This window comes from Massilimicrobiota sp. An80 (assembly GCF_002159255.1).
In the GTDB taxonomy this organism is placed as follows: domain Bacteria; phylum Bacillota_I; class Bacilli_A; order Erysipelotrichales; family Coprobacillaceae; genus Allocoprobacillus; species Allocoprobacillus merdigallinarum.
This window is the reverse complement of the sequence record NZ_NFHI01000004.1, coordinates 24,958-51,090: the sequence shown is the minus strand read 5'-3', so window position 1 is coordinate 51,090 and position 26,133 is coordinate 24,958. Positions and strand designations below refer to the sequence as shown.

Annotated in this window: 26 protein-coding genes; all 26 read left to right on the top strand. The window is 37.4% G+C overall.

The window, feature by feature from the left end:
- Position 1: 1 nt before the first annotated feature.
- The 26 genes from dnaG (at position 2) to B5G32_RS02010 (ending at position 26,127) form a co-directional block, all read left to right on the top strand.
- On the top strand, positions 2-1,390 hold the full coding sequence (dnaG, locus tag B5G32_RS02130) for a DNA primase (RefSeq protein ID WP_087935700.1): 1,389 nt from the start codon (positions 2-4) through the stop codon (positions 1,388-1,390).
- Complete coding sequence (locus B5G32_RS02125) at positions 1,380-2,051, top strand: helix-turn-helix domain-containing protein (protein WP_087935699.1); 672 nt, start codon at positions 1,380-1,382, stop codon at positions 2,049-2,051. Before dnaG ends, B5G32_RS02125 begins: the two co-directional genes overlap by 11 nt.
- The gene (locus B5G32_RS02120) at positions 2,044-2,826 is read left to right on the top strand and encodes a hypothetical protein (protein ID WP_087935698.1); all 783 of its coding nucleotides are present in this window, start codon (positions 2,044-2,046) and stop codon (positions 2,824-2,826) included. Before B5G32_RS02125 ends, B5G32_RS02120 begins: the two co-directional genes overlap by 8 nt.
- A gap of 70 nt (positions 2,827-2,896) precedes the next feature.
- A complete protein-coding gene (locus tag B5G32_RS02115; RefSeq protein ID WP_158093951.1) occupies positions 2,897-4,288 on the top strand; it encodes a hypothetical protein in 1,392 nt (463 codons plus the stop codon).
- The gene (locus B5G32_RS02110) at positions 4,285-4,953 is read left to right on the top strand and encodes a hypothetical protein (RefSeq protein WP_087935696.1); all 669 of its coding nucleotides are present in this window, start codon (positions 4,285-4,287) and stop codon (positions 4,951-4,953) included. Before B5G32_RS02115 ends, B5G32_RS02110 begins: the two co-directional genes overlap by 4 nt.
- A 34-nt stretch (positions 4,954-4,987) precedes the next feature.
- Positions 4,988-5,659, top strand: a complete 672-nt coding sequence (locus tag B5G32_RS02105; RefSeq protein WP_087935695.1) for a hypothetical protein — start codon at positions 4,988-4,990, stop codon at positions 5,657-5,659.
- A 73-nt stretch (positions 5,660-5,732) separates the two neighbouring features.
- Positions 5,733-6,569: a CAP domain-containing protein gene (locus B5G32_RS02100; RefSeq protein WP_087935694.1), complete on the top strand. Its 837-nt coding sequence runs from the start codon at positions 5,733-5,735 to the stop codon at positions 6,567-6,569.
- Positions 6,570-6,589: 20 nt separating this feature from the next.
- Positions 6,590-6,715, top strand: a complete 126-nt coding sequence (locus tag B5G32_RS14265; RefSeq protein WP_255374734.1) for a hypothetical protein — start codon at positions 6,590-6,592, stop codon at positions 6,713-6,715.
- Positions 6,716-6,764: 49 nt separating this feature from the next.
- Entirely contained in the window at positions 6,765-7,112 is a 348-nt protein-coding gene (locus B5G32_RS02095; protein ID WP_158093950.1) for a DUF3848 domain-containing protein, read from the top strand.
- Positions 7,113-7,116: 4 nt separating this feature from the next.
- Complete coding sequence (locus B5G32_RS02090) at positions 7,117-7,419, top strand: hypothetical protein (RefSeq protein ID WP_087935692.1); 303 nt, start codon at positions 7,117-7,119, stop codon at positions 7,417-7,419.
- 108 nt (positions 7,420-7,527) lie between these two features.
- Positions 7,528-12,012 carry a SpaA isopeptide-forming pilin-related protein gene (locus B5G32_RS02085; protein WP_158093949.1) on the top strand — a complete coding sequence of 1,495 codons (4,485 nt, stop codon included), beginning with the start codon at positions 7,528-7,530 and terminating at the stop codon, positions 12,010-12,012.
- Positions 11,996-12,868: a hypothetical protein gene (locus tag B5G32_RS02080; protein WP_087935690.1), complete on the top strand. Its 873-nt coding sequence runs from the start codon at positions 11,996-11,998 to the stop codon at positions 12,866-12,868. Before B5G32_RS02085 ends, B5G32_RS02080 begins: the two co-directional genes overlap by 17 nt.
- Positions 12,869-12,882: 14 nt before the next feature.
- Positions 12,883-13,275: a hypothetical protein gene (locus B5G32_RS02075; RefSeq protein WP_087935689.1), complete on the top strand. Its 393-nt coding sequence runs from the start codon at positions 12,883-12,885 to the stop codon at positions 13,273-13,275.
- Complete coding sequence (locus B5G32_RS02070) at positions 13,272-13,892, top strand: hypothetical protein (protein ID WP_087935688.1); 621 nt, start codon at positions 13,272-13,274, stop codon at positions 13,890-13,892. The genes B5G32_RS02075 and B5G32_RS02070 overlap by 4 nt, the downstream gene beginning before the upstream one ends.
- Positions 13,893-13,913: 21 nt before the next feature.
- Complete coding sequence (locus B5G32_RS02065; RefSeq protein ID WP_087935687.1) at positions 13,914-14,147, top strand: hypothetical protein; 234 nt, start codon at positions 13,914-13,916, stop codon at positions 14,145-14,147.
- A 7-nt stretch (positions 14,148-14,154) separates the two neighbouring features.
- Positions 14,155-15,708 (top strand): conjugal transfer protein TrbL family protein, encoded by a 1,554-nt coding sequence (locus B5G32_RS02060; protein ID WP_087935686.1) that lies wholly within the window; start codon positions 14,155-14,157, stop codon positions 15,706-15,708.
- 86 nt (positions 15,709-15,794) lie between these two features.
- Positions 15,795-16,025, top strand: a complete 231-nt coding sequence (locus B5G32_RS02055) for a hypothetical protein (RefSeq protein ID WP_087935685.1) — start codon at positions 15,795-15,797, stop codon at positions 16,023-16,025.
- Positions 16,025-16,438 (top strand): hypothetical protein, encoded by a 414-nt coding sequence (locus tag B5G32_RS02050; protein ID WP_087935684.1) that lies wholly within the window; start codon positions 16,025-16,027, stop codon positions 16,436-16,438. Before B5G32_RS02055 ends, B5G32_RS02050 begins: the two co-directional genes overlap by 1 nt.
- 79 nt (positions 16,439-16,517) lie before the next feature.
- Positions 16,518-18,881: a VirB4 family type IV secretion system protein gene (locus B5G32_RS02045; protein WP_087935683.1), complete on the top strand. Its 2,364-nt coding sequence runs from the start codon at positions 16,518-16,520 to the stop codon at positions 18,879-18,881.
- 3 nt (positions 18,882-18,884) lie between these two features.
- On the top strand, positions 18,885-19,823 hold the full coding sequence (locus B5G32_RS02040) for a M23 family metallopeptidase (protein ID WP_087935682.1): 939 nt from the start codon (positions 18,885-18,887) through the stop codon (positions 19,821-19,823).
- 49 nt (positions 19,824-19,872) lie between these two features.
- A complete protein-coding gene (locus B5G32_RS02035; RefSeq protein WP_087935681.1) occupies positions 19,873-20,199 on the top strand; it encodes a hypothetical protein in 327 nt (108 codons plus the stop codon).
- Positions 20,196-20,453 carry a hypothetical protein gene (locus B5G32_RS02030; RefSeq protein ID WP_087935680.1) on the top strand — a complete coding sequence of 86 codons (258 nt, stop codon included), beginning with the start codon at positions 20,196-20,198 and terminating at the stop codon, positions 20,451-20,453. Before B5G32_RS02035 ends, B5G32_RS02030 begins: the two co-directional genes overlap by 4 nt.
- A gap of 502 nt (positions 20,454-20,955) precedes the next feature.
- Positions 20,956-22,605, top strand: a complete 1,650-nt coding sequence (locus B5G32_RS02025; RefSeq protein ID WP_087935679.1) for an AAA family ATPase — start codon at positions 20,956-20,958, stop codon at positions 22,603-22,605.
- A gap of 166 nt (positions 22,606-22,771) precedes the next feature.
- The gene (locus tag B5G32_RS02020) at positions 22,772-24,421 is read left to right on the top strand and encodes an AAA family ATPase (RefSeq protein ID WP_087935678.1); all 1,650 of its coding nucleotides are present in this window, start codon (positions 22,772-22,774) and stop codon (positions 24,419-24,421) included.
- 103 nt (positions 24,422-24,524) lie between these two features.
- Positions 24,525-25,130 (top strand): helix-turn-helix domain-containing protein, encoded by a 606-nt coding sequence (locus B5G32_RS02015; RefSeq protein ID WP_087935677.1) that lies wholly within the window; start codon positions 24,525-24,527, stop codon positions 25,128-25,130.
- Between the two features lie 46 nt (positions 25,131-25,176).
- The gene (locus tag B5G32_RS02010) at positions 25,177-26,127 is read left to right on the top strand and encodes a DUF3846 domain-containing protein (RefSeq protein ID WP_087935676.1); all 951 of its coding nucleotides are present in this window, start codon (positions 25,177-25,179) and stop codon (positions 26,125-26,127) included.
- The last annotated feature ends 6 nt before the right edge of the window (positions 26,128-26,133 follow it).

Here is a 26,133-nt window from a genome sequence, read left to right as displayed (position 1 = left end):
ATTGGAAGAAAATGTCATTAAGATAGTTGTTGATCAGGTCGATATCGTTGATGTCATTTCAAATTATATAGATCTGAAAAAATCAGGAAGAAACTATGTGGGTATATGTCCCTTTCATGATGACACGAATCCTTCACTAACCGTTAACAGAGAAAAGAAGCTGTTCAAATGCTTTGTCTGCGGGGCAGGAGGAAATGTCATCACATTTGTGATGAAGATAGAAAACTGTGGCTTTAAGGAAGCCTTTAATAAGGTGGTTGAGCTTGGAGGACTAAGCAATGATCTGAAGATGAAGATAACACAGGAATTCACCTATAATCCTTATAATGAGAAACAGCGACGTCAGATCAAGATGAATGAAATCATACAGGAATACTTATCCTACAATATCAAGACTGCAAATGCTGAAGGCAGCTATGAGTATCTGACCAATCGTGGAATCAGTGATGAAGCTCAGAAGAGATTCGGACTGGGCTATATGCACGATGTTCATCTCGTTATTCGCTTTCTTCAGCAGAAATGCGGGTTTACAAGGGAGGAGATTGCTGAAAATGATTTCTTTCGCATAAATGACTTTGGGATTTACAGTCCCTATGAACATAGAATTACGATTCCTATATATGATCGTTTCCATTATCTGATAGGATTTGCCGGAAGAAAAGGACAGTATGAAACAAAACTGGATGCAAAATACATCAACCCTTCTACCACTGATTTATTCCATAAAGGCAGGATTCTTTTTAATCACTACAATGCGGTACATGAATCGAAGAGCAAAAAAGAAATCTATGTAGTGGAAGGCTATATGGATGCCATTGCAATGGATGCAAATGGGTATCCAAATACTGTGGCTATCATGGGAACAGCAATGACTCATGAACAGATTGAATATCTCAAGCAGATCAAAAGTGAAGTTGTTATTGTTCTTGACGGTGATGGTGCCGGACAGAGAGCGATGTTTTCTATATACAGACAATGCGTCAAGGAAGGACTGGATGCTTCTTTTGCGGTTCTACCTGATGGGAAAGATCCCGATGACATGCTAAGAACGCAGAAAGCAGAAATGGATAGGATTCTCGCCAATTATATGTATGGCTACGAATTTGCTGCATCTTACTGTTATGATCCTGCCATGAGCTTTCGCCGACAGAAAGAACTGATCATGGAAATGATGGATGATTTTATTCATCAGGAAAGAGATGTTCTGGACAGATCTCATTTCTTTCATCTGATTCAGGAAAGCTATGGATTAGATGTGGAAAGTATCAGGGAAACCTACCAGCTATGCCAGCAGAAGATTCAGACAAAAAAAGCAGCAGACAGAAAAATGGCTGACCGTACCTTTACGCCTGAAATTCCAATGAAAAAAGGAAGAGTCAATGAAGGATAAGAAACGTACATATTCCATCTTTGCAGATATCGTTCGATACGATAATGAGCTATCATCAAGCTGCCGACTTTTATTTTCTGAAATTGCAGCATTATCTAAGCAGAAGGGGTATTGCTATGCCAATAATCAGTATTTTGCTCAAACATTTGAAGTTTCTATAAGCAGCGTATCCAAATGGATACATCAGCTTGAGGAAAAAGGATATGTTGATGTTGAATATATCCGAAGAGGAAGTCATGTCAAATGCAGAAAGATTTATCTTAATCTGGAACTCTGCGATGGATACAGATATCTAAAAAAGAAGATGGACCATTCCAATTCAAACGAACTGGAAAGCAGTCAGAACGAAGAAACTCTTCCAGCGGACACGAAGTATAAAAATAGTCTATCTAAAAATAAGGGAGATGAACGCTTCGGTGTTTATGGAAATCTGAAGAATGTCTATCTAAGTGGAGATGAATACGAAAGCATCATAAAGAAATGCGGATTCAGGGATGGTATGATTCTGATCAATGATTTGTCTTATCATCTAGGTTCTACCGGTCGTAAATATAAATCACATTATAATACGATCATATCGTGGTATCGCCGTAAGGCATCTGAAAAAATCAGACGACCTTCACGATGGTATATAGAGGATGGTGAAGAGATGGATGAATAATAGTCCTAAATATAGATTGAGCGAACAGACAATCATGGATATGGAACATGGTGTTGTTCTATACAGAATCGTAGCTGAAAGAACATTTGAGTCTATTGAACGCATTATAAAAAAAGGAACGGTTGGCGGATATGTCTGCGGCTATCATAATCTATCTCAGGATGACAGATGCTGGGTTGATGATAATGCAAAAATATTCGGACAGGCAAAGGTGCTGGAAAATGCTTTTGTCAAAGGGAGCAGCATGATTTCAGATGATGCTGAGATTAGCGGATACAGCAAGGTTATTGGCTGTGCGACTGTAAGAGAAAACGCTCTGATTGGTGGAGAGTCAGTAATTGAAGACAATGCTATCGTTGAAGGCAATGTAATCGTTCAGGATCATTGCAGGATCATAGAGAACGCAATTGTAACTGGTGATGTTCAGCTCTATGACAGGTGTATTATTGGCGGCAATGCTTATCTGTATGGCAAGGCAGAACTCAGGGGCAGATGTGAAATCAATGGTTCAGCTATCATAGGCGGTCATAGTCGTATAGAAGAATTTGTTACTGTCAGGGATAAGGCAATCATCAAGGAACATGCCTTTATTCATGGTCGTTGTCTGATCAATGGAAATGCGAAAATATTCGGTTATTCGGATATTAGTTATGATGTTGGTGGACTAAGCATTATCAATGTCAGCCTTTCTGAAAGGAAAGAGAATATCCCTTTTCTGAAAAAGAATTTTATTGAGTCGCTGGAGATTGAAAGAGGAGGAAATCATAGAAAATAATTTTTATTCTGATAAAGCAATCGAAAAGATAAAGTATTCCGGTCTTCCGGAAGACAAGCAGAAGCTATACATGGATTATCTGATGTCGGAAGATAAAATAATGCTTCTTGCAGAATTGTGGGAGCACTATGGACTTTATCCTCATTTTATGTTTGATGTTTTTGAATCTTATTCTGAGGAAGAGCTTAAAGATACCCAGTTCTGGATTAAAATGCAGATTGATGGTTATATGGAGTATGATGAACTTTTGCATAAGATTAATAATCTTTCAGAAAAACAGGGAAAGAAGTGGAATAATCTTAAATTATTAGAGGCTGCTGTCATTAGAAATCTGGACGATAAATTGTTGCCTTATCTACAATCTGTTCATTTTAGAGCGCTTGATGAAATGGACATTGAAAATGATAGGATATTCGTGTCATTTGATGCACCTATAAGATATGAAGAAATAATAGACTATATCCAAGATCTTCGTAATCAGGGACTGCCGTTTATTTCAGCTATGAGAGGATTCTGGATAGATTATCAATTCTGTGATGAGTATGGCAGCCATGAAAACAGTATTTGTGTAGATTTCAAATATCAGCAGATTATGTGCAAGGAGTCCAGAGAAAGCATAGAGAAGATATTGGAAAAGATAAATCAGGATTATATGCCCAAGGAAATGCTAAGGCATTATTATGAACAGATACAGGATATAAAGCTGAATATTATGCAAAATGAATCTGAAGGAATTTGTCAGATGGTTGAATTTATGGAGTCAGTGAAAATAAGAGATTTCAATGAACTAAGAAATGAGATATTGAATCAAGAGGAGCTTAATGAATACGCTCAGCATATTTCTAAAAATGGAGTAAGAGAACTCAAGATGTTTCTTGAAAACTATGATTCAGAACATGTTCATGATTTCTATTATCTTAACGAATCCAATCATCTGGAAAGATTGGATAAAGAGCTGGCTTTGATTTTAATGGATGATGCTGCTTCCTGCATTTCATTTGACAGAGTAATGGGATATGAACAGACGAAAGATTATCTAAGTGATCTTTTGCCTAATGAAGCAGAAGAGCTCATAAAGAAATGTCAGGAAAACCTATGGCTGAAAAAGGGTGGAATTCCATTTGAAGATGATGACTTGAGTGAAGAGGAGTATGACTATCATTTTCGCAGATGTGAAAGAAGAATGGATTTAATGAATGCTATCAGTGATGTCGGCTGGGCAATTCGAGATGGATTTGTGTATAAGAATATGGCTTTCATTCAGCAGGTCAATGGTGGTGATGAGTACTGGACATTGATTCATGATGGAGAAAAGTGGATTGATTATGAATCAGTAACTTTCCGTCCTTCAATTGAAAATGACAGATTTTATAGTCTACTTGATCAACTTGAAAAAGAAGGACAGAAGGCAATAGAAAGGGAAAGAAGCAGAAAAGACAGAAACAGGGGTGAAAGACTATGAGGATTCCTAAAAGGACAGTTCGATTGAATCATATCATGAGTGACAGACAGTTAAGTGAAGACCAGAAAGAAATCATTGAGTGTGGTATTGATGCGGGCATGAATGATGATGAATTGACACTGCTAGCGAATAAGGAGCTATCATGTGATCAGATCATGCAGGGATATTATGGAATCATGTGCGGACTATCAGTAGAGGAAGTTGCTACATATCTGAAACCTGAAAAGAGTCTTGATGTCATGCAGCAGATTCGTTTCATCTATTTCAAGCAGAGAGGAACAAAGATTCTTCCCCTTGTTTTAAATGACAATCTCACTAGCCAGCAGATTATAGAAATCCGAAAAGGTGCAGAACTCCCATTGCGTTATGTTAAGCTTTATGCTGATCCATGTTTCAGTGAAAAACAGATGGAGCAGATACGTATGGGTTTTGAAAAACATATCCCTTATAGCATCATGCAGTTTATATGTGATCCACGATTGTCGGTAGAGCAGATGCGCTGCTTAAGAGAGATTGCATCCTTTGGAATATCTCCTGAAGAAATGAGAGAATTAGCACAGCCTGATATTCCAGAGGAATCCATGCAGTTCTATTTGAAAAAACTGAAGATTCGATATAGAAATAATGAAAAAAGAAAGCATATGATATATAATCTAACTATATAAAGCATTTATTTTAAGAAAATTAAGGAGTATAACAATGAAAGAGAGCGTAAAAATAGAAGATTATGTCAAGAAAATTTCACAGATGATTGAAGAAGCCAAGGCTGAAGGAAAAGAGTATGTTGATATCAATGCAGGAGAACTTCATAAAATGATGTCTAAGAAGCCAACGCTTCCTAGCTGCTGTATGGCAATGAGGAAAATGAAGCAGAGTAATGATCAGGTCATTTCTGAAGCTAACACTAAAAGCGGGTATGGGGTTGTCTTGACTATCCGTTATTTTGTGGCAGAAAGAGATGAAGCTGAGGTCATGGAGAAACGTAGAGGACGTCCAAAAGGTTCCAAGAATTCTGTGGAAAAGATCAAGGAAAAAAAGAAAACAGTAAATGTTGAAAAGTCTGTTGAAGAGTATCTCAGTGAATCCGGCATTGCATATGAGAAAAAAGACAATATGATCTTAGCTGACGGTGCCTATGGAAAGTGGCTGATTCTGCTGGGCGAACACAAGAGAGGGCCAAAAGCAAGTTTTTCTTCTAAGGTAATGAAGTTATTGTCATATTATGATGATTCTATTGAAAAATATTCACTTGCATTAAAGACGGATGTAAATATGGATAGTAGCTGGAAGGAGATATCTGATATAGCAAAAAAACGTCTGAATATGACCTTGCTTAAGATAACACCCGCCGGAAATATCAAAGAAATCTGAAATTAGAAATATATGAATATATTTTGCTGACAATATAGAACGAACATGACAAGATAGTCATGAGGTGATAACTATGTGGAAAACTTTATGGAAAGAACACAAAAAAACAATTACAGGTATTATGGTTATTTCAGTTGGTTTTGCATGTCTTCTGATGTATGTTTTGTTTTCTCATCAGGAAACAGATGACATTCGAGTTGTCTTCAATTCTGATATACAGGTTGAAGAAGGAACTGTTTTAACGGAAAAAATGCTGATAAAGGAAACAAATGCAGATAAGATTGACATTCCTGAAGATAAAGCAGAGAATGTGGGAACGCAGACAGTTAAGATTATTGCAATGCTTAAGGATGAACAAAAGGAATTCTCCACAAGTATAACTGTTCTAGAGAAGAAAACTGAAGAACCACAGGAACAGCAGGAAACCGAGGAGAAATCATCTAAACAAGAGGATGAAGCAGACAATGATCAGACTGCTGACGATAGCAGAACCCAAGAGAAGATAACTGAAGTTACTGAAAGCAAAGCTTCCAGTCAGTCATCACAAAATATTGCAAAGAATGAAAACACTCAGAGTTCATCACAAAACAGCAATGACAGCCAGACACAAAAAGAAGAGAGTTCATCTGATTCACAGCAAGAACAGATGCCTTCACAGTCACAGATTTCAGAAACGGAATTTGCCAATCAGTTATTTGCTCTTGTGAATAACTATCGAACAGCTAACGGGCTTTCTGCACTGGGAACTAATGCTGTGATCCAAAGTCTGGCAAATCAGCGTGCACAGGATATGGCCGATATGGGCTATGCCAGTCATACACGTCCTGATGGTAAAACAGCAGATTTTTATGGGTGGAGAATACATACGGTATTATCTCAGGCGGTGAGAATGTTTTTGGAGGTACGCTAGGCTGGTCTCCGCAGGCGGTCTTGGATAGTTTTTTAGCTTCATCTGGACATAAAGAATCAATAGTGGCTGATTACAATCACTATTTTGCAATTGGTGTACGATATGCTGATGGACAGGTATTTGTATCAATGAATTTTCAACAATAAAATAAGATTCAAAAGACTCGTGATGAGTCTTTTTTGCTTGAAAAGGAGAATGAAAATAAAGAATAGCAAGGAACAACTGAAACTGAAACTAGATGAAAAGATCTCAAAAGAGTATGAGAATTACAAGAAAAATATTCTGAAAAAAGGACCTGATGAAGTTTTTAGAGAAGCGTATAAGATTTCTGCTTTATATGATATTGCTGAATATATCTATCAGACTTCATTTTCAGTACCAGAAATGCATCTGTTTTTAAAAGAAAAGTGTCTTTTGGAATCGCTATATCAGGAATGGCTGGAAATGGATGATTCCAGAATGGAAGAAATAGGCAATATGGTCAATGAATATAAAGATTATCTGAAAAAGACAGAAAAACTAATATGGAGAAACGAGAGGTAGGTCCATGAAAATGGTCAGAGTCTGTTATCGATGTAAACGAAAGGTTTATCCATCCAAGACAGAAACATATCCTTTCCAGTGCTTTATTCATGATGAAGATTTATTTGGCATAGAAACAATTGAAGTTTCTGAAGAGGAATATATAAGTCTACTTACAAAACGTCTTCATTGTACAAAAGAGGAAGCGCAACAGATAGATGAAGCATATGATCGATATGTATATGACTGCATCGAAAGGGATTATCATCCTGTCAAAATGGAAAAATTTATTAAGTCTAGAGCTTTAGAACGAGAAGCAAGGAGGTAATGATTAATTATTATAAGGTAAGGTATACTTAGGGGCGTTTGCCCCTTTTTCAATGCATAAATTATTGATCACTATATGAAGGAAAACAAAAGAAAGGAAAGAGGAAAAATGAGAGATAAGATCAAACGATTATTGCTGGTAATGATCACTGTTCTGATGACTTTTGTCAATGCTGTACCTATGAATGTCATGGCAAAAGATCTTTCAAATCCGGACAGGGCTGCCATCATCAAAGAAGCTGAAAAGCATGAGGGCAAGCCGTATGTCTATGGAGGCAATGGACCAGATAGCTTTGACTGTTCGGGTTTTACAAAATATGTATTTCAGCACTCGATAGGCTTCACTCTTGAAAGAACAGCAGAAGCTCAGCGTCAGCAGCTGATTAAATCAGGCCAGCAACTGAGCAAGACAGATAAATCGCAATGGAAACCTGGAGATCTTGTTTTCTTTGGAAATCATGGAATCGCAGAGCATGTCGCCATTTATTATGGTGATGATGAATATATCCATGCCATAGGTGATAAGGTTCAGGTAACAGATGCAGATTATTTGATTGACAAAGATGGAGAAATTTATCAGGTTCTGACAGTTATTAAGATGGTAGAAGACCTAGGTGGATTTACAATCCTAAAAACTGATGAAGACGGAAATGCATTGTCAGGTGCAAAGTTTAAAATAACAATGCCTGATGGTTCATCAACGACAAGAACTACTGGAAAAAATGGGAAAATCATTTTAAAGGATGTTGCAAACGGACAATATAAAATTCAAGAAACCTACAGTCCGGAAGGCTTTCTTATTGACGATACAGTAAGAACGATTACTGTAAAAGCTGGCGATGATCCATCAGATCATGTGTACAGTTTTGTTAACAAGCAGCCGACAGGAGAAATTACGCTAACCAAGTACAATGAAGATAGATCTTCTACTATTCCTGGAACGAAATATCACGTAACGAGCGATACAGGATATGAGGCAGACCATACGACAGACAAGAACGGCCGCATTCATTTGACAGGATTGAAGTTAGGAACATATACATTTACTGAAGTTCAGGCGGCAAATGGCTTTCTTCTAAATAAGGAACCTGTAAGCATCACACTGTCATACAAAGATCAGCATACAAGTGTTATAGTCGGTTCCATCGAACAGACAAATAAAGAACCAAGCGGAAAGATTGTATTGACAAAATATAATGCTGATAAGAGTTCGGTCATTCCAGGAACGACTTATCGTGTAACAGGTCCAAATGGATTTGATGAAACTGTTAAAACCAATTCAGAAGGAAAGCTTGTTATTGATGGCCTAAAGCTTGGAACTTATACATTGACTGAAGTACAGGCAGCAGATGGCTATCTTCTTGATAGCAAGCCAATCACTGTTTCCTTAAGCTATAAGGATCAATACACAGAATTGATTACTGGTACAGCAGAACAGACAAATGCTGAACCGACAGCTACCATCAAACTGAAAAAGGAAGATAAGGAAACAGGTGCAACTGCACAGGGAGATGCAACCCTTGAAGGGGCTGTCTATGAGCTTGTTGCCGGTGAGGATATCTACAACAAGGCAAAGACTAAAAAATACTACACAAAAGGTGATATAGTCGCTACAAGAGAAACAGATGCCTCTGGTGCTATGGATGATATTACCGGACTTCCATTAGGAAATTATCAGTTGAGAGAAAAGACGCCTAGTTTGGGGTATCTGCTTGATGAAAATGTCTATGATATTCGCTGTACTTATGAAAATCAGACTGTTTCAGTGATTACCCGCTCTCAGGTATCTAAGGAACAGGTAAAGAAGCAGGCTTTCCAGATCATCAAGATTTCAACTGATGAAACAGGAGAAGCTTCAAAGGTACCGGAAGCAGAATTTACAGTCAAGCTGGCATCCGATGTTGAAAAGAACGGATGGGATAAAGCAAAAGTATATGATATTCTGACAACAGATGAGAATGGCTATGCTTTGTCTATTGAACTCCCATACGGACGCTATCAGGCAAGGGAAACAAAAGTTCCTGAAAATCTGATGCCTGTTGCTGATTTCTTTATCGATATTACGGAAGACAGCAGGGAACCGCAGGTATGGCGTATCATGAATGACGCTTCCTTCAAAGCCTTGATAAAAGCAGTCAAGGTTGATGAAGAAACAGGAAAAACAGTGTTGCTTTCAGATGCTTCATTCAGGATTCGCAATGTTGAAACAGGTGAATATGTAGGGCATTGGGTATGGTTTCCATTGCCTCATTATGTAGATACATATACAACAGATGAAACTGGTACTGTCATGACGGCAGATGTATTGGAAGCTGGCGAATATGAACTGGTAGAGATAGAAGCACCGTATGGATACATTCTTAATGATGAACCAGTGAAATTTACTGTTACCAACAGAACTGCTTATGAGATGGCTGAAGATGGAAAAACGCCGATTATTCGTGTTTCAATGAAGGATGTTTCCGCAAAAGGAAAGATTTCTGTAATCAAGACTGGAGAACACCTTACAGATGTAAGCAAGGATGATGATGGAAATATCCAGTTTATCTATGAAAACGGACCGATTGATGGAGCTTTTTTTACTGTAAAAGCAGCTGAAGATATTTTAAGTGCAGATCAGCAGGGCGACATCATATATGAAAAAGGTGAAACTGTTGCTGAACTGACAACTTCCAGTGGGGAAGCACAAACCATAGAACTTCCTCTAGGCAAATATACTGTTGAAGAATCTGCTGCAGGTGAAGGGTTTGTATTGAACAAGGAAATAAAGGAAATTGAATTAAAGTATGCCGATCAGTACACACCTGTTGTATTTGAAGAAACAGAATATATCAACGAACGCCAGAAAGCTGAAATCAGTGTCATCAAGAAAGACAAGGATACAGCACAGCTATTAAGCGGTGCTAAATTTGGATTATACGCTAAAGAAAATATATATGCTGCTGGAAGTGAAAAGCTTCTAGTAGAGGAAGGACAGCTGATTGAAACTGCATTGACAGACAAGGAAGGAAAAGCTGTTTTTAAGACAGACTTGCCATTATATAAATTTGAAATCAGGGAAATTCAACCACCAATTGGTTATGTTTCCACAGATGCGGTATATGAAGCAGACTGTACATATCAAGGTCAGGATGTTGAAGTAATAAAGCTTACTGCATACTTTGAAAATGAAATCACAAAGACGGAAATTTCCAAAAAAGATGCAACAACAGGAGAAGAACTTCCGGGAGCTCATCTGACATTAAAGGAAAAAGATGGAACTGTCTTTGAAACATGGATTTCTACAAATGAACCGCATATTGTTAAGGGGCTTGAACCTGGAAAAACCTATGAATTGATTGAAACAAGCTCTCCTTATGGTTTTGCAATCAGCCAGACAGTTGAATTTACTGTAACGGATACTGGTGTTGTCCAGAAAGTTGAAATGATTGATGAAATGGTCATGGGAAAACTGAAATGGCTAAAGACAGGCGAAGTCTTTACAGGTACTGAAGAAGTGGAAACTGAATTTGGTATAGCGAAAAAACCTGTATTTGGAAAGAAAATCATCTCCAATGCTGAAATTGATATCTATGCAGATGAAGAAATTAAGCTAGCCAATGATATCGTCTACTATGAAAAGGATGAACTGATTGAATCATTAAAGAGTGGGGATGAGCCTGTTGAAAGCAAGGAACTTCCTGTAGGCAAATATTATTATATTGAACGCGTTGTGCCTGAACCATTTGTACAGGATATGGAAAGGCATTATTTTGAGATTGAGGATAATCAGAAAAACGAACTTCAGATTATTGAAAGCGAACTTGAAAATACAAGAGCCAAGGTCAATCTGGAACTTCAGAAAATCATGGAAGAACATCCATATTATGTGGATGATTATAAGGAAGCCTATAAGAAAGTTGCTTTTGGAATCTATGCATCAGAAGATATCATGAATTATGCTGATGAAACAGGAATTGCTGAAAATACACTGATTGCAGTATGTGGTATTGATGAAAATGGCCATCTCATGGATGTACCTGAACTTCCAATTGGTTCATATCATATCGTCGAAATGGCAACGGATGATAATTACATTGTTAGTGAAGAAAGCTTTGATTTTGAAATCACATATGAAGGCAAGGATGTTCCTGAATTGAATATCGCAATCAATGAAGGAAAGGAAATTGTCAATATGCTCAAGAGAACGGATATCGTCATCAGCAAGATTGACAAGATTTCCAAAGATCCATTGCCGGATGTCGAATTTACTCTCTTCGATCGAGATATGAATGTGATTGCTACAGCAGTCAGTGATAAAGATGGAATTGCTCGCTTTGAAGATATGCCTAATGGAATTTATTTCTGCAAGGAAACAAAAGCGTTAGAAGGCTATGCATTAAGCGAAGAAGTCATCAGAATAGAGCTGACTGGAGATTCAAAGGATAATGAATATCATGTAACAATGACGAATGTCCTGCTTCCGGCAAAAGGTGAGTCTGTACAGACCGGAGATACAAGCAATATTATTCTATGGATAAGTGCTGCGGCTGTATCGGGTGTCATTGTACTGGCTACATTGAAGATCAGAAAAAGAAATGGTCGAAAGAAATAAGCTGATTATTGTATCTGTTTTGATGCTGCTGACTGGATGTGCATCAGGAGATGAAGAAATAGAATTTGTAGAGGATTTAGCCATTCCTGCAGGTTCTATCTTCAATTCTGCCGAACTTGTTAAAACCGTTAATGGTCAGAAGATAACTCAGTTTAATCTGGACGGTGACCGTATCATCTCAGGTGAGGATACGCTCATCTGTCCTCTTATTGATACATCAAGGCTAGGTTCAAAGACAATACAGTATATTTTCAATGACCATGAAATTGAACTGACAGTTGAAATTGTTGATGCTTCACCTCCTGTCTTTCAGGAAGAAAAGAATGAACTGACAGTTCAGGCAGGCATCTCTAAGGATGATCTGATTGAAATGATGAAAGTTAAGGATGAGTACAGTTCCTTTTCAGTGATACTGGAAGGAGATATGAATCTATCTAAGAGCGGAACATATCATGTTGCAGCAATCGCAAAGGATGAAGTGGGCAATGAAGCTAGAAAGGAATACACAATTATCGTTAGAGAGGAATCAAGGCAACAGGATAAGATAACGTCTGAAACTGAATCAGTTTCCAGACCAGCCCAAAGCAGTCCTGAGCAGTCTGATGATAACAGTAGTTCTTCTCATAACGGTCAAAATAAACAGGAGAATTCTGAACCGACAAATACAGAAATACATCTGACAGCAGAGAACAGAAGATTTCTTTTCAGTGACGGGTATGACTATGAGAGCTGCTATCAGGCAGCTGTTACTTATGCCCAGCAGATGATAAAGGAACATAAAGCAAATGGATACAACTGCAATCCAATCAGAAATGATCGACAGGAGTATGTTGGATATGAAGTTGTATTCTATTAAGAAAGTAGGTGAACATGAAAGTTGAGTTATCTGTCGATAACAACTATCTCAATTTATGTAAAGTGAACGTCATAGTAAATAGAAATGGTAAAAAGAAAATTGATAGAGAATGGGAAAAGGTGGAGCGATTTATTGCCAACAGTAATTTTGCCGGGAAGAACAATCTGATTGTGAGTCTAAGCATTGACGATAAAACTATCTTCCAGCAGACAAAGGTCAAACATAAGGCAGAATGCTATCAAAGTGTTTTCCATATGCTGGAGAGTTTTCTGATGGATAAGCTTCATTTTTATCACAAGCTGACACCTGAAGAAAGAACCAATGAACTGGATGCTGAATATAGGCGAAACAGACAGTCTTTGCTGCTTTTAAAAAAGGTTGACAGAAAGATGAGGAGGCTGATGTGAAGCACAGTGAGATTCAAAGAAATGAAAGGGAAGAAATACGTAATGAGATTATAAAGCTCCTGAAAATAAATCCTTCCTATATGGATGAAAAGGAGGCAGCAAGTCTTGAAGGTCATATTGATCGTATTCTTCTTGAACCTTATTCATCTGTGAGCAGGCAGATAGAATCCTATATGAACCGACATCATGAAGATATGATGATCGATATTATGGATGCTTCAGCTGCATCTTTTCTTGACGAAGAAATTGAAGCTTTGAGAAAGAATGCAGGAACATTGGATAAGGAACTATCGATGATGCTTGAGTTTGATGCCATGAAATATAGAAAAGGTACAAAAGATGAGAAGAATCAAATGCTCTCTCATGTGTTTGAGAAACTTATGATTGCGGGCATGATACTTCGTGATTATAGTGAGGTCATCAGCTATCTAAAAGCCAACCAGGATAATGCAGAAGCACTCAAGGATATCGGACGAGAGATTAAAAAGGAACAGTACCGCATCGATAGAAAGTATTACAGCATTGAAGCTGTCATCAATAAAAAGCAGATTACTGTCCTGCAGTTTTCCCTTAGAGAGGGAATTATTCATCAAAGAACACAGGACAGGCAGATATAAGAGCAAAAGGAGGAGGAATGCTTGGAAAGAGTTGTTAGTGTCATTACCAATATTGTCAATGCGTTGCTGGGATATGCTCAGCAGCTGGCATTGCCCATTGCAATATGTATGATTGTTGGCTATCTGGTTATTTCACAGGTCAGCGATGAACAGAATCAGCAGAAATATTTAAGAAGGATCAGAATGATTGGTGCCATTCTTCTTGCAGTCTATCTCGCACCGGATGTCATCAACTGGCTGAAATCATTCGTCTAGTTGATATATGTTTGATGGAATTATACAGACAATCAGCGATACGATTCGATCTATTCTTTTCGGACCGCTGGGTGCGATTCTAGGCTGGATCATTGATATCGTAGATATCATTCTGACGGAAATATCAGGTTTTTCATTCATTGACCTGAGTTTTGTGACGAGCTGCTATTCAACCTGTATGACAATTGCGCTCGTCATACTTCCGCTGAAGCTTGTCTATGAATGGATATGGCTGGTTATATCGAATGATATTGAAAAGTGGGGACATAAGATCTTTGCGGTCTTTCAGATTGTTGTCATCCTTCTTGCCACGCCTCCACTATTAACGACCATAGGAGATGGTGTAACGCAGATCAACAAGGCTATACTTGCCGGGGATGTGATTTCAGGAGAATCATCAGCCAGTGGAGAGGATGCCGGAGAAGGATTTGCAGTGACAATGCTAGTGGCAACGACGGGAATGGAAGAGGAGGAGGCTCAGACATTCATTGATGATTTTACAGGAGAAGACTTTGATATCAATGTAAGAGACGATGAAGAAAACTACATCTATGAATTTGACTTTATCATGCCGATGTTTGTTGGGCTGGTCATGTGGATAATCATTTTCTTTATTGGACTGCAGATGGCAAGTCGTCAGGTATCGCTTGCCTTCTTTAAAATCATAACGCCACTTTGCGCGTTATCGCTGACCAATAAAGAGAATTCATCAGCGTTTACTGTTTGGAAAAATAACATCATTGGACCGTTTCTGATGAATACAGTACAGATATTCCTGTTTCTATTCATGTTCAAACTGATTGCTGAACTAGGAACAGAGGCATCCGGACTCGCAAAGCTGCTGTTTACGATTGCACTTCTTCTTGTAATCATAGCTATTCCAAATAAGGTCGCAGCAATGATAGGCGGATATAATGCTGGTATCATGGAAGGTTTGTCAAGTCTTCAGTCCTCTTTGATCATGACCAGCAGTGCAATCTCAACAGCAAAAGTAGTAGCTGGAGGAGCAGCCGCTATTGGAAACATGGCGAAAAGCGGTGTTTCCATGCTGACTCATGCTCCGAATAACATTGCTCGAATGAGTGGAACAGCTGTTTCTCATGCAGGTGGAATGAAAGATTCCATCAACCGAAGTGCTTCCCATGTCAAAGAGGCTATGAAGTATGGCGGAGGCATTGGCGGAGCAGCGACTATTCTGGGCAGTGATGCCTATCATGCTGTAAAGGATAAGGTTTCCAGAGGAACTGGAGGATTGGGTTCTCAGTTTAGGCAAAGCAAGAAGGAAGCAGATCTGAAAGCAGCGTTTTCTAAAGATAGTCCGTTAACTTCAAAGGATGTTTCTTCTCGTGAACGCACGATACATTCATCAGGACAGAAAATGCAAGATACCGATTATTCATCGGAATCTAAGGAAGGCATGAGTGAAAGAATGACTGGACAGACGGGTTCATTCTCCAGAGATGGGAAAGAGAGCAGAAGCTCTGAAAATGGTTTTGGAAAGATCAATACAACCGGAAGGCTGAACAAAAGCAGAAACAGCAAGGAAAGGAGGTTCAAATAGAGGAAAAGGAAATATATTTTATTCCTAAGAAGAAAATGATCAAGGATAATTTTCTTCTTGGATTTTCATTAAAGGAAGTATTATTCATGGCTGTCGTCGGTGCAGTCTTTTTTTATACAATACAGCTTTATGATAAAGGACTTGCTTATCAATGGACGGTTTCAGCCATTATATTTATAGGTGCACTTCTTCTCGAAGTGCCAACAACGCAGCAGAGATTTCTTGATATTCTGGTCAAAGCAGTAAGGTATATTTTTGTACAGAAGCTTTATTTTCAGGATACAAGAAATAAAGAAAAAGGGAAGGTGAAGAAATGATGGAAATGCTTGTACAGATACTCTCTCTTGCAGTCATGACAGCAGTAATAGTCTGCATGTATCTGCAGAGAAAACCGAAAAAAAGAAGGAATGGAGAACCGCCTCTGATCGTTGATGTTGAGCTGGCTGAAGAAGATGTCACGCCAACATTGATTCAGCAGCTTATGGCATGCAATCTGGCAATGAAGAGAAGACTGATTGCTGTTGCTGAAACAGGAAATACAGATGAATGCGAGGAGCTTCAGCGAAGAATCATGCAGAATAATCAGTTCATTATTGATTTATTTCAATACGATGGAAAGCTAAAGGATATGATGAAGAGCAATCAGGAACCGGAACATAAAAAAGCTGATAAGGACAATATTCCTGAACTGAAAAAAGTCATCGGCAGACAGCAGAGATTGGATGTGTAGATTGAAGAATAAATTGAAGATACCTGAAATCAGGATCAAAACCAAGAGGAGAAAACGAAATGAAACCAGCAGGGATTTCATGAACCTGCTGATAGATGAAGAAAATGAGACCATACAGCTGGCTGATACTAAGGAATATATAGGAGCTATAGCTGTCAGTCCTTTAAACATCTTTGGAGTCAGGGAAAAGGAACAGACAAAATATATCAATGTTCTGGAAACATTCGTAAATAACAGAAAGTTTACCAACTATCAGATATTCAGTTCAGAAACAGGATCAGATATCAATACCTATCTCCATCAGCTTTCTGATTTACAGAAGAAAATGGAATTAAGCAATGATAGTGATCGTCTTCGCTTTGAACTGATAGAAGATGAAAAGAAATATATTCAGATGCAGACAGGAAATCGCGATCTTGTTGACAAGTATTTTTATATCATCTTCCGTCATGAAGATAAGGAGGAGCTGGAACGTCTGAAGCATGATGCCATGTATCTGTTCAAGTCCATGTTTTCTGCAAGAGATGTGGATTTCTATGAGCATCTGCTGACAATCTATCGCTATTTCAATCCCTTTCGCAGTCTTTACGAAAGAAAGAATATTCATCATCTGAAGGATCTGGAAATCTGCGATTATATCAGTCCAATTGGCATCAAGGCAGATAAGGATAAGCTCTCGCAGTATATCTATATTGATGGTGTCTACTGTAAAACATTTCATGTTTATTCATATCCGGATTTTCCTTTTTTTGCATGGCTTTCCTATCTGACAGGATTTAAGGGTGTAGATTTTTCTCTACATGTTGAAGACTGTGATTCTGCCAGATTGATGAAGACCTATGACAAGCAGTACAATAATCTGTGCAAGAATTATGACAAGGCAACCAAGCGTTCAGAACAGGAAAAGCTAAAAAACGATATGGAATCAGTAGAACTGATGATTGAGAGCCTTTCAAGAGGAACAAAGAAGGCAGTGAGCTTTGTCGTAACGCTTCGCTTAGAGGCAAGTTCTCTTGAAGAATTAGTTGAATTAGAGAATCTTTTAGTCCAGGAAACAAGCAATCTAGACATGCTGATCAGACAGGGATTTTTTGATCAGAGGGAGCTTTTCTATTCATCTGCACCATTATGCTGTAACAGAATCAAGGAATATACCAAAGATGTCGTATGCAATGTCATCAGCTGGGGGTTTCCATTTGTATATGAATCACTGATCGATGATAATCTTCCAATCCTGATTGGACGTTCAAGAAGCATGGGTGGAGCAATCTTCTATAATCACCTTGTCAAGTCCAAATCAAGAACCAATTCCAATGAAGTTGTCTTTGGATGTACTGGATCAGGAAAGACATATTTTCTCATGTATCTGATACTTCACAGATATTCCAGAGGAATGAAGCAGATCATAGTCGATGTTGAAGGAAAGCAGATGAACAAGCTGACAAAGCATCTGAATGGTGAAGTCATCAACTGTTCAAACGGAGTACTTGGCATCATCAATCCGCTTCAGATCAGAATCACGATAGACGATGATGACTCAGGAGATAAGACTCCACTGCATCGTATCTTTCCGCTTGCTTCTCATATTCAGTTTTTGAGAACATTCTTTGGCATGTATTTTACAGGTCTGGATCGTGTTCTTCTATCTGAGGTTGAGGATGCTATGGAAGAACTTTATAAAAAATGGGGCTATTCATTTGAAACAACAGCAGAAGAAATTGTCAAAAAGAAACCTGAAGACTTTCCGGTTATGAAGGATCTTTATGACATCATGGAAGAACGTTTTGAGAAGGCAGACAGGAATAATCTGGACAAGAAAAATCGTATGGAAATTGCAAAGAATTTCATTAAAAGAATGGCCGTAGGTGCTGACAGTCCGATGTTCAATGGACATACAAATATATCTCTTGATAACGATACAATCTGCTTTAATCTGGCTGGACTTCAGAACAAGGATACGACAGTGCTTCGTACGCAGTATTACAATATATTGAGCTATGTTCTTACGGAAGTCATCTCAGGGAGATTTTCAAAATGGATACAGATCTACGAGGATGAATGCCATGTTCTGATGAACAAGAATATGCCTGAAGTCATGCAGTTCCAGAAGCTTCTGATCAAAGTGATTAGAAAATACAACGGAGGCCTTACAACATCTACACAGGAAATTTCTGATATGCTGAATGAGTCTGTGAAGGAATTTGGAACTGCACTGATTGGAAACAGCAATTATAAGTTTTTCTTCAAGCAGGAAGCAGAAAGCATCCAGTATCTGAAATCAAATAAGATCATCTCAGATAAGGATGCTGAATATCTTCAGTATGCAGAAATCGGTCAGTGTCATATGAGTCTGGGAGCCAACGCTTTACAGATTGAAGTCGTCCTTCCGGATAAATGCAAGGAACTTTTTGACAGCTTTATTCTGAATGAGCAGAGGTCATAATCTATGCAGGAACTTGGCTTAAACGAACTCAAAAAAGTCATGCTGCTGCCTGTGATTGTATTTGTTTTTACAGTCTTTATTTTCATTCTGGCAATGAGTTCCTTTGGAGCATCATCCTCAGAAGAGCTTACATCAGTAAAGGGGCTTTTAACGACTGAGGAAGGACAAAGACTTTATGAAGAAGTGTGGAAAAAGCCAATACAGGAGGTCTACGAAGAAACCCATATCAGTGTTCATATCGCATGGGTTATCGTGCCTTCCTGTATGATTGACGATCCTTTCATGATCAGTCATGACAGAGCGAAAGAAATCGTTATGCTGGCAATGGACAGCGAAGGTGAAGAGTATGTAGAAACATCTCTAGTGAGCTTTGTTGAAAGACTCATAAGCCAGCCAGAATTTAGCGAACTGGATAAGGAAAAGATTATTGAAATCATAGAAGCAAATGAGGAAAGTGCGGATATTACGACAATAGGAAACATTCCGGAAGAGCTGGGAGAATATATGAAACTGAATCTTTCTTTGCCGGTGAAAAAAGGAAGTTGGTCAGGCATAGGGGATGTTGGAATGTACAATCCATTTGGAGAATGGAGAATGCATTATGGAATGGATATTGCTGTGCCGACCGGCACTCCTCTCTATGCTGCTGCTGATGCGACTGTTGAAGTGGTTTATCATTCGGAAACAGGCGGAAATACAATCATGATGCGTAATGGAACGCTCATTATTATTTATTGTCATATGAGAGAACTGTCATTTTTAAAATCCGGTGATACAGTAAAAGCTGGGGATCTTGTAGGATATAGCGGAGCTACCGGACGTGTAACAGGACCTCATCTTCATTTTGAAACTTGGTCATCTGATGTTGCAGATGTAAGAGAAGGCTACAGCTATAAGGATAGTATTTTCTTTAATCCTCGACTGCTTTGGAATTTTGATTGATTATTGCAATGTGTTAAATAAATCACCAATTTGAAAAAGGAGAAGCGATTTGAAAAAAGAATATTTGAATGTTTATGAATGCAGATTTCGTCAGCCCATTTCTGATTATCCAGTCCAGAGAATTGAAGCAGATCCGAAGAATATTGCTGCTTTTATAGTGATGGCAGATTATGAAAAGGACTATGCATTATATGATCAGGATGGGAAATTCCTATTAACAACAATGGGTAAATATGCAGATAGAATTCCTGATGAAAACTTAAGAAAAGATATTCTTGAATATCTGATTCCTATGCAGACGGGAGAAGAGAAAATCCCAAAGGTCAGATATGTTTTGGAAGACAGGAAGCAAAAGGAAATGTTAAGAGACAGATGATTAAGATTGTTAACTTTTATGCATTGAATTCTAAAGGAGAGAAGATTAAAAGGATTGCGGCTATAGATACAGAAACGCAGGAACTGACAGCGATAGACTATCAGGAAGATGAGAAGATCAATCTTTCAGACTATCTTAGCAAGAGAATTGAGATGAATGATGGAAGCGTATATTCTATCAGAAATGATGGCAAGATAGGCAGACAGATACGCAAAGGCAGAAGGAAGCTTTGTGAACATAAAAGAGGAAGGTAAATTTGTATCATGTTTTTTATTATGAATGGTATTAGCAGACAGATGTTCATATGTCGTGAGAATGGTACTGCACACAACGAAAGGATGCATCAGCGGTACAGGCTGTTTTGTATCATGATGGGATGACTTGCATCATACGGCAGCTTCCATTCAAATGCACGATAGAAAAAGCATATACGCATGAGATGCACTCCAAAATAAGGATAAACACGATACCTGCGATACATGATACATATTTCACTAAACCCTTTATTTAAAAGGCAAAACTCACTTCTAGTGAGTTGTTCAAGTCGGGAATTGGTGCATCATTGCGCCACATTCCCTTATCCTGCTAAAAAATCATGAAGTGATTTTTTTAAGAATTATAGTTAGATATTTATTCTTTTTCAAAGCTTATCTATGTCGAAAAAAAATCAATATGATTGGCAAGATATAAGACAAATAGTTACTGAAACCCATTAATGATTATGTTATAATGAAACTAGAAAAGTGAGGTGGCTATATGAAAAAAAGAGTTCCATTAGGTCAAAAAAGTTATGAAAAATTAAAAACCGGAAATTATTATGTAGTCGATAAATCTTTGATGATTAAGGACTACTTGGATAAAGGAAATGAAGTCACTTTAATCACACGACCAAGACGATTTGGAAAGACAATCAATATGTCCATGATGGCAGAATTCTTTGATATTACAAAGGATTCAAAGGAGCTTTTTAAGGATACTGAAATCATGAAAACAGAATATGCCTCTGAAATGAACCAATATCCAACCATTTTTCTTTCCTTTGCAAATGCTAAAGGAAAATTAACAGAAATGGTTAAGTATATTAAACTAGCTTTGCGACAGGAATATAGTCGCTATACATTTATATTTAATCAGTTATCATTTTTTGATCAGGATGATTATGACCGTATTGTTCAAGGACTATTAGATGTCAATAATGGCAAGCTAGCTGATGTCAGTGAATGTTTAGCTTACTTGATGCGTATCTTAGAAGAACATTATGGAAAAAAAGTCATGCTGTTTATTGATGAATACGATACACCTTTTATTGAAGCTCATGTCAATGGATTTTATAAAGATATACGCCAGGATCTTTCGACTTTGCTTCATACTGCTTTAAAATCATCTGATAATTTACAGTATGCTATGCTGACAGGAATTCAAAGAGTTGCGAAAGAAAATCTATTCAGTGATTTGAATAATCTTGTGGTATGTACAGTTGCTGATAAAAACTATTCTCAGTATTTTGGTTTTACGGAATTTGAAGTCAAAGAATTGCTAGAATATTATGATTTGGAGTTAAATGATAGAGTTAAATCAATGTATAATGGCTATCGCTTTGGGGAGCTTCAGATTTACAATCCATGGTCAATATTAGGATATGTTTCAGAAGGAGAACTGAAATCATATTGGGTCAATACAAGCGGCAATTCAATGATTAAGCAGGCCATGAAAAGAGCAGATGAAGTCTTTAATGAAGGATATGAAAACCTTGTTGAAAATGGAGAACTGGAAACACGAGTTCGTATGGAAACCAGCTTTTTTGAAGTCAATACGACAGCAAGTCTATGGGGACTGCTGATTAATGCAGGATATCTTACCATTGATAAAACAATTTCTTTTGATCAGAATAAATATGTTCTTCGCATACCAAATCACGAAGTTCAAAAGGAATTTCAGGAATTGACTTCCTATTATCTAAAGGTGTCTGATACAGAGTTAAGCGATCTATTCGATGCGTTGATTGATGAAGAACAGAAATCATTTGAAATCCGATATCAGAAACTATTGATGACATTGCCTTCTTATCACGATTTAAAGGATGAGAACAGCTATCATGTCCTTTTTCTAGGGATGTGTGCATGGTTAAGTAAAGATTATAAAATCATCAGCAATCGTGAAGAGGGCAAGGGAAGATGCGATATCATTCTTCAGGCGAAAAATGAAAACAAGACATCCTTTGTACTTGAGTTCAAATATATTGGCTTGGATAATGAAGCCAGTCAGGAAAGATTGCAGACAGCTGCAAAACATGCTGTTGATCAGATCAGAGATAGGCAATATGATATTGCGTTAAAAGGTAAAGCTGTTTATATAGGGCTTGCACATCATGGCAAGGATGCGGCAATAGAGTGGCAGGAAAGATAAGGGAATAACTAACTAAAACAGGGAGCAATCTCTGTTTTTGTCAATTATGGTCGACATTAGAAAAGAGTAATTATTATGAATGATTCCTATGTCATAGAAAGACAAATAGTTACTGAAACTGGTTAATGATTATGTTATAATGAAACTAGAAAAGTGAGGTGGCTATATGAAAAAAAGAGTTCCATTAGGTCAAAAAAGTTATAAAAAATTAAAAACTGGAAATTATTATGTAGTCGATAAATCTTTGATGATTAAGGACTACTTAGATAAAGGAAATGAAGTCACTTTAATTACAAGACCAAGACGATTTGGAAAGACCATCAATATGTCCATGATGGCAGAGTTCTTTGATATTACAAAGGATTCAAAAGAACTTTTTAAGGATACTAAGATTATGGAAACAGAATATGCTTCTGAGATGAATCAGTACCCGATTATTTTTCTTTCTTTTTCGGATGTTAAGGGTAATAAACAAATGATGATTAACAATATTCAGCAGATTCTTGCGGAACTGTATCAGAAAAACAATGATATATTCAAAAATTTAGATGAATATGATTTACCTTTTTTTGAACACATCAAAAGAAATTTTTCTATACCTGATAAAACAGATTTGAATGGTCTGGATAATGCACTGTCTTTTTTAATGAAGCAAATGGAAAGATACTATAGGAAAAAAGTTATGATATTTATCGACGAATATGATACGCCGTTTATTGAAGCCCATATCAATGGATTCTATAATGAGATAAGAGAAAATCTATCCTCTATGCTTCATCAAGCCTTAAAATCATCGAACAGTTTACAGTATGCCATGCTGACAGGAATTCAAAGAGTAGCGAAAGAAAATCTATTCAGTGATTTGAATAATCTTGTAGTATGTACAGTTGCTGATAAAAACTATTCTCAGTATTTTGGTTTTACGGAATTTGAAGTCAAAGAATTGCTAGAATATTATGATTTGGAATTAAATGATAGAGTTAAATCAATGTATAATGGCTATCGCTTTGGGAATCTTCAGATTTACAATCCATGGTCAATATTAGGCTATGTTTCAGAAGGAGAACTGAAATCATATTGGGTCAATACAAGCAGCAATTCAATGATTAAGCAGGCTATGAAAAGAGCAGATGAAGTCTTTAATGACGGATATGAAAAACTTGTTAAAAATGGAGAATTGGAAACACGAGTTCGTATGGAAACCAGCTTTTTTGAAGTTAATACGACTGCCAGTTTATGGGGATTATTAATCAATGCAGGATATCTTACCATTGATAAAATAATTTCTTTTGATCAGAATAAATATGTTCTTCGTATACCAAATCACGAAGTTCAAAAGGAATTTCAGGAATTGACATCCTATTATCTAAAGGTGTCTGATACAGAGTTAAGTGATCTATTCAATGCGTTGATTGATGAAGAACAGAAAGCTTTTGCAAACAGATATCAAAAACTGCTGATGACATTGCCATCATATCATGATTTAAAGGATGAAAACAGTTATCACGTTCTGTTTCTGGGCATGTGTGCATGGTTAAGCAGAGATTATAAAATCATCAGCAATCGAGAAGAAGGCAAAGGCAGATGTGATATCATCCTTCAGGCGAAAGATAGAAGCAAAACATCCTTTGTACTTGAGTTCAAATATATAGGTTTGGATAATGAAGCCGGTCAGGAAAGATTGCAGACAGCTGCAAAACAGGCAGTTGATCAGATCAGAGATAGGCAATATGATATCGAAATAGATGGAAAAGTTGTTTATATCGGGCTTGCACATCATGGCAAGGATGCAGCAATAGAGTGGCAGGAAAAGTGAATTGAATGAACATGAAACAGGGAGCAATCTCTGTTTTTATTTTCTTCGATGTTAAGATAGAAGAATTAAAAAGGTGAAATGACTTTACCTTTAAATTTAAGGATTGGAGGATAAAATTAAAGAGGAAAGTTTTAAAATTGGGGATGTAATACATGCACTTAGAACCAGAAATAAACTGAAACAGGAAGAACTTGCAATCATGACCGGACTTCCCAGATCAGTTATTTCTGCACATGAAACAGGACGCAGAACACCGACGAAATATCATATTCAAAAATACAATGAAGCTTTTGGATATGATATTACGGAATTTGCTCCTTTGGAAAAGAAGATGCCAATGACATCCAGATCCATTCGATTGCCTGAACAGTTATACTCTGAAATTAAAAGGGAAGCAGAAAAAAATGAAATGGATGTTTCCCAATACATTCGCATGATTCTGGAAAAAGGAATCCATGAAGAGTACATAACCAAATCAATGGATACAATCATTGTGATGATACAGGAAGCAGTTAGTCGAGCCATGAAAAAAGATATACAGCATAATCGTGAAATTCCAATTCAGATGCTTGAATGTATTTATATGGTCAAATATCTCATGAGAGAATCCTTGCATCTAAGCAGCATTGAAATTGATACATTAGTTGAAGATATCAGACACATGGCTAGGGAAGATTTTTATAGAAGAAAAGGAAAGGGTGATTCATGAAACAATATAAGTTTCGAAGTGAAGAAATAGAAAGTGGTGTGGATATATGAAAGTTCTGATAGTAGAGCCGGACAAGCTTCCATACCTTAAGGATATCAGGCAGGATTTAAGCACATATAGAGAAATAGTGGGCGGAAGTATTCAATGTACCTATCCATTTGAGGATATGGTTGGTCTTGTATGCAATGATGAAGGAAAACTGGAGGGTCTTCCTTTGAATCGTGCACTTAGAACACGTGATGGAAATATCTATGATATTGTAGCTGGAACGTTTTTTATCTGTGGCTTATCAGAAGAGGATTTTACTGATCTCAGTGATTATCAGGCAGCAAAATTCTATGAAAGATTTAAGAGCCCTGAAGTTCATTTTTATGGTCTGAATGGTCTGGAAACAAAAAAATATATGAAAAGAAATATTGAAAAAGAACTGTTTGAACCGGATGAAAATGAAACTGTTGATTCAATTCTGGAAAGAAGCGGTTTTAAATTATTGAATTCCAAGCCTGTACATGAATGCACTGAAGCTGAAGAAAAGATTCACAATAAAGAAATAATTGGAATGCTGGAAAATTTATCTGATATTTCGGAATTTGAAAAATCAGTTATCGCAAAGATAGAGCGATATGATATCGCCAAGCGTCATGAAACAAGCTATTTTGCTTTTGCTGATGTTCATGCCATGCAGGATTTTATTATGAATCAGTATGATATAAAAAATGGCATGGATATAGGAATCAGTCCAGATGGAGGACTGGCTATGGCAGCTTATGGCTCTGGATATGAAATCAATCATTATTATGATTTGATCAAGCACCGTATGACATTTCATCCGCTTGATTTTACCGTAGATGAATCTATAGGATTTTCGGACTGGCTTGTATATGAGAATACACAGAAAATAGACATAGAACACGAACTAAAGGAAATCGGCAGTCGTGCAAGAAATGCAGTTCAGCGCAGTTCTAAAAACAAAGCTAAAGAAGAAAGAAACCGTTAGCGAGGT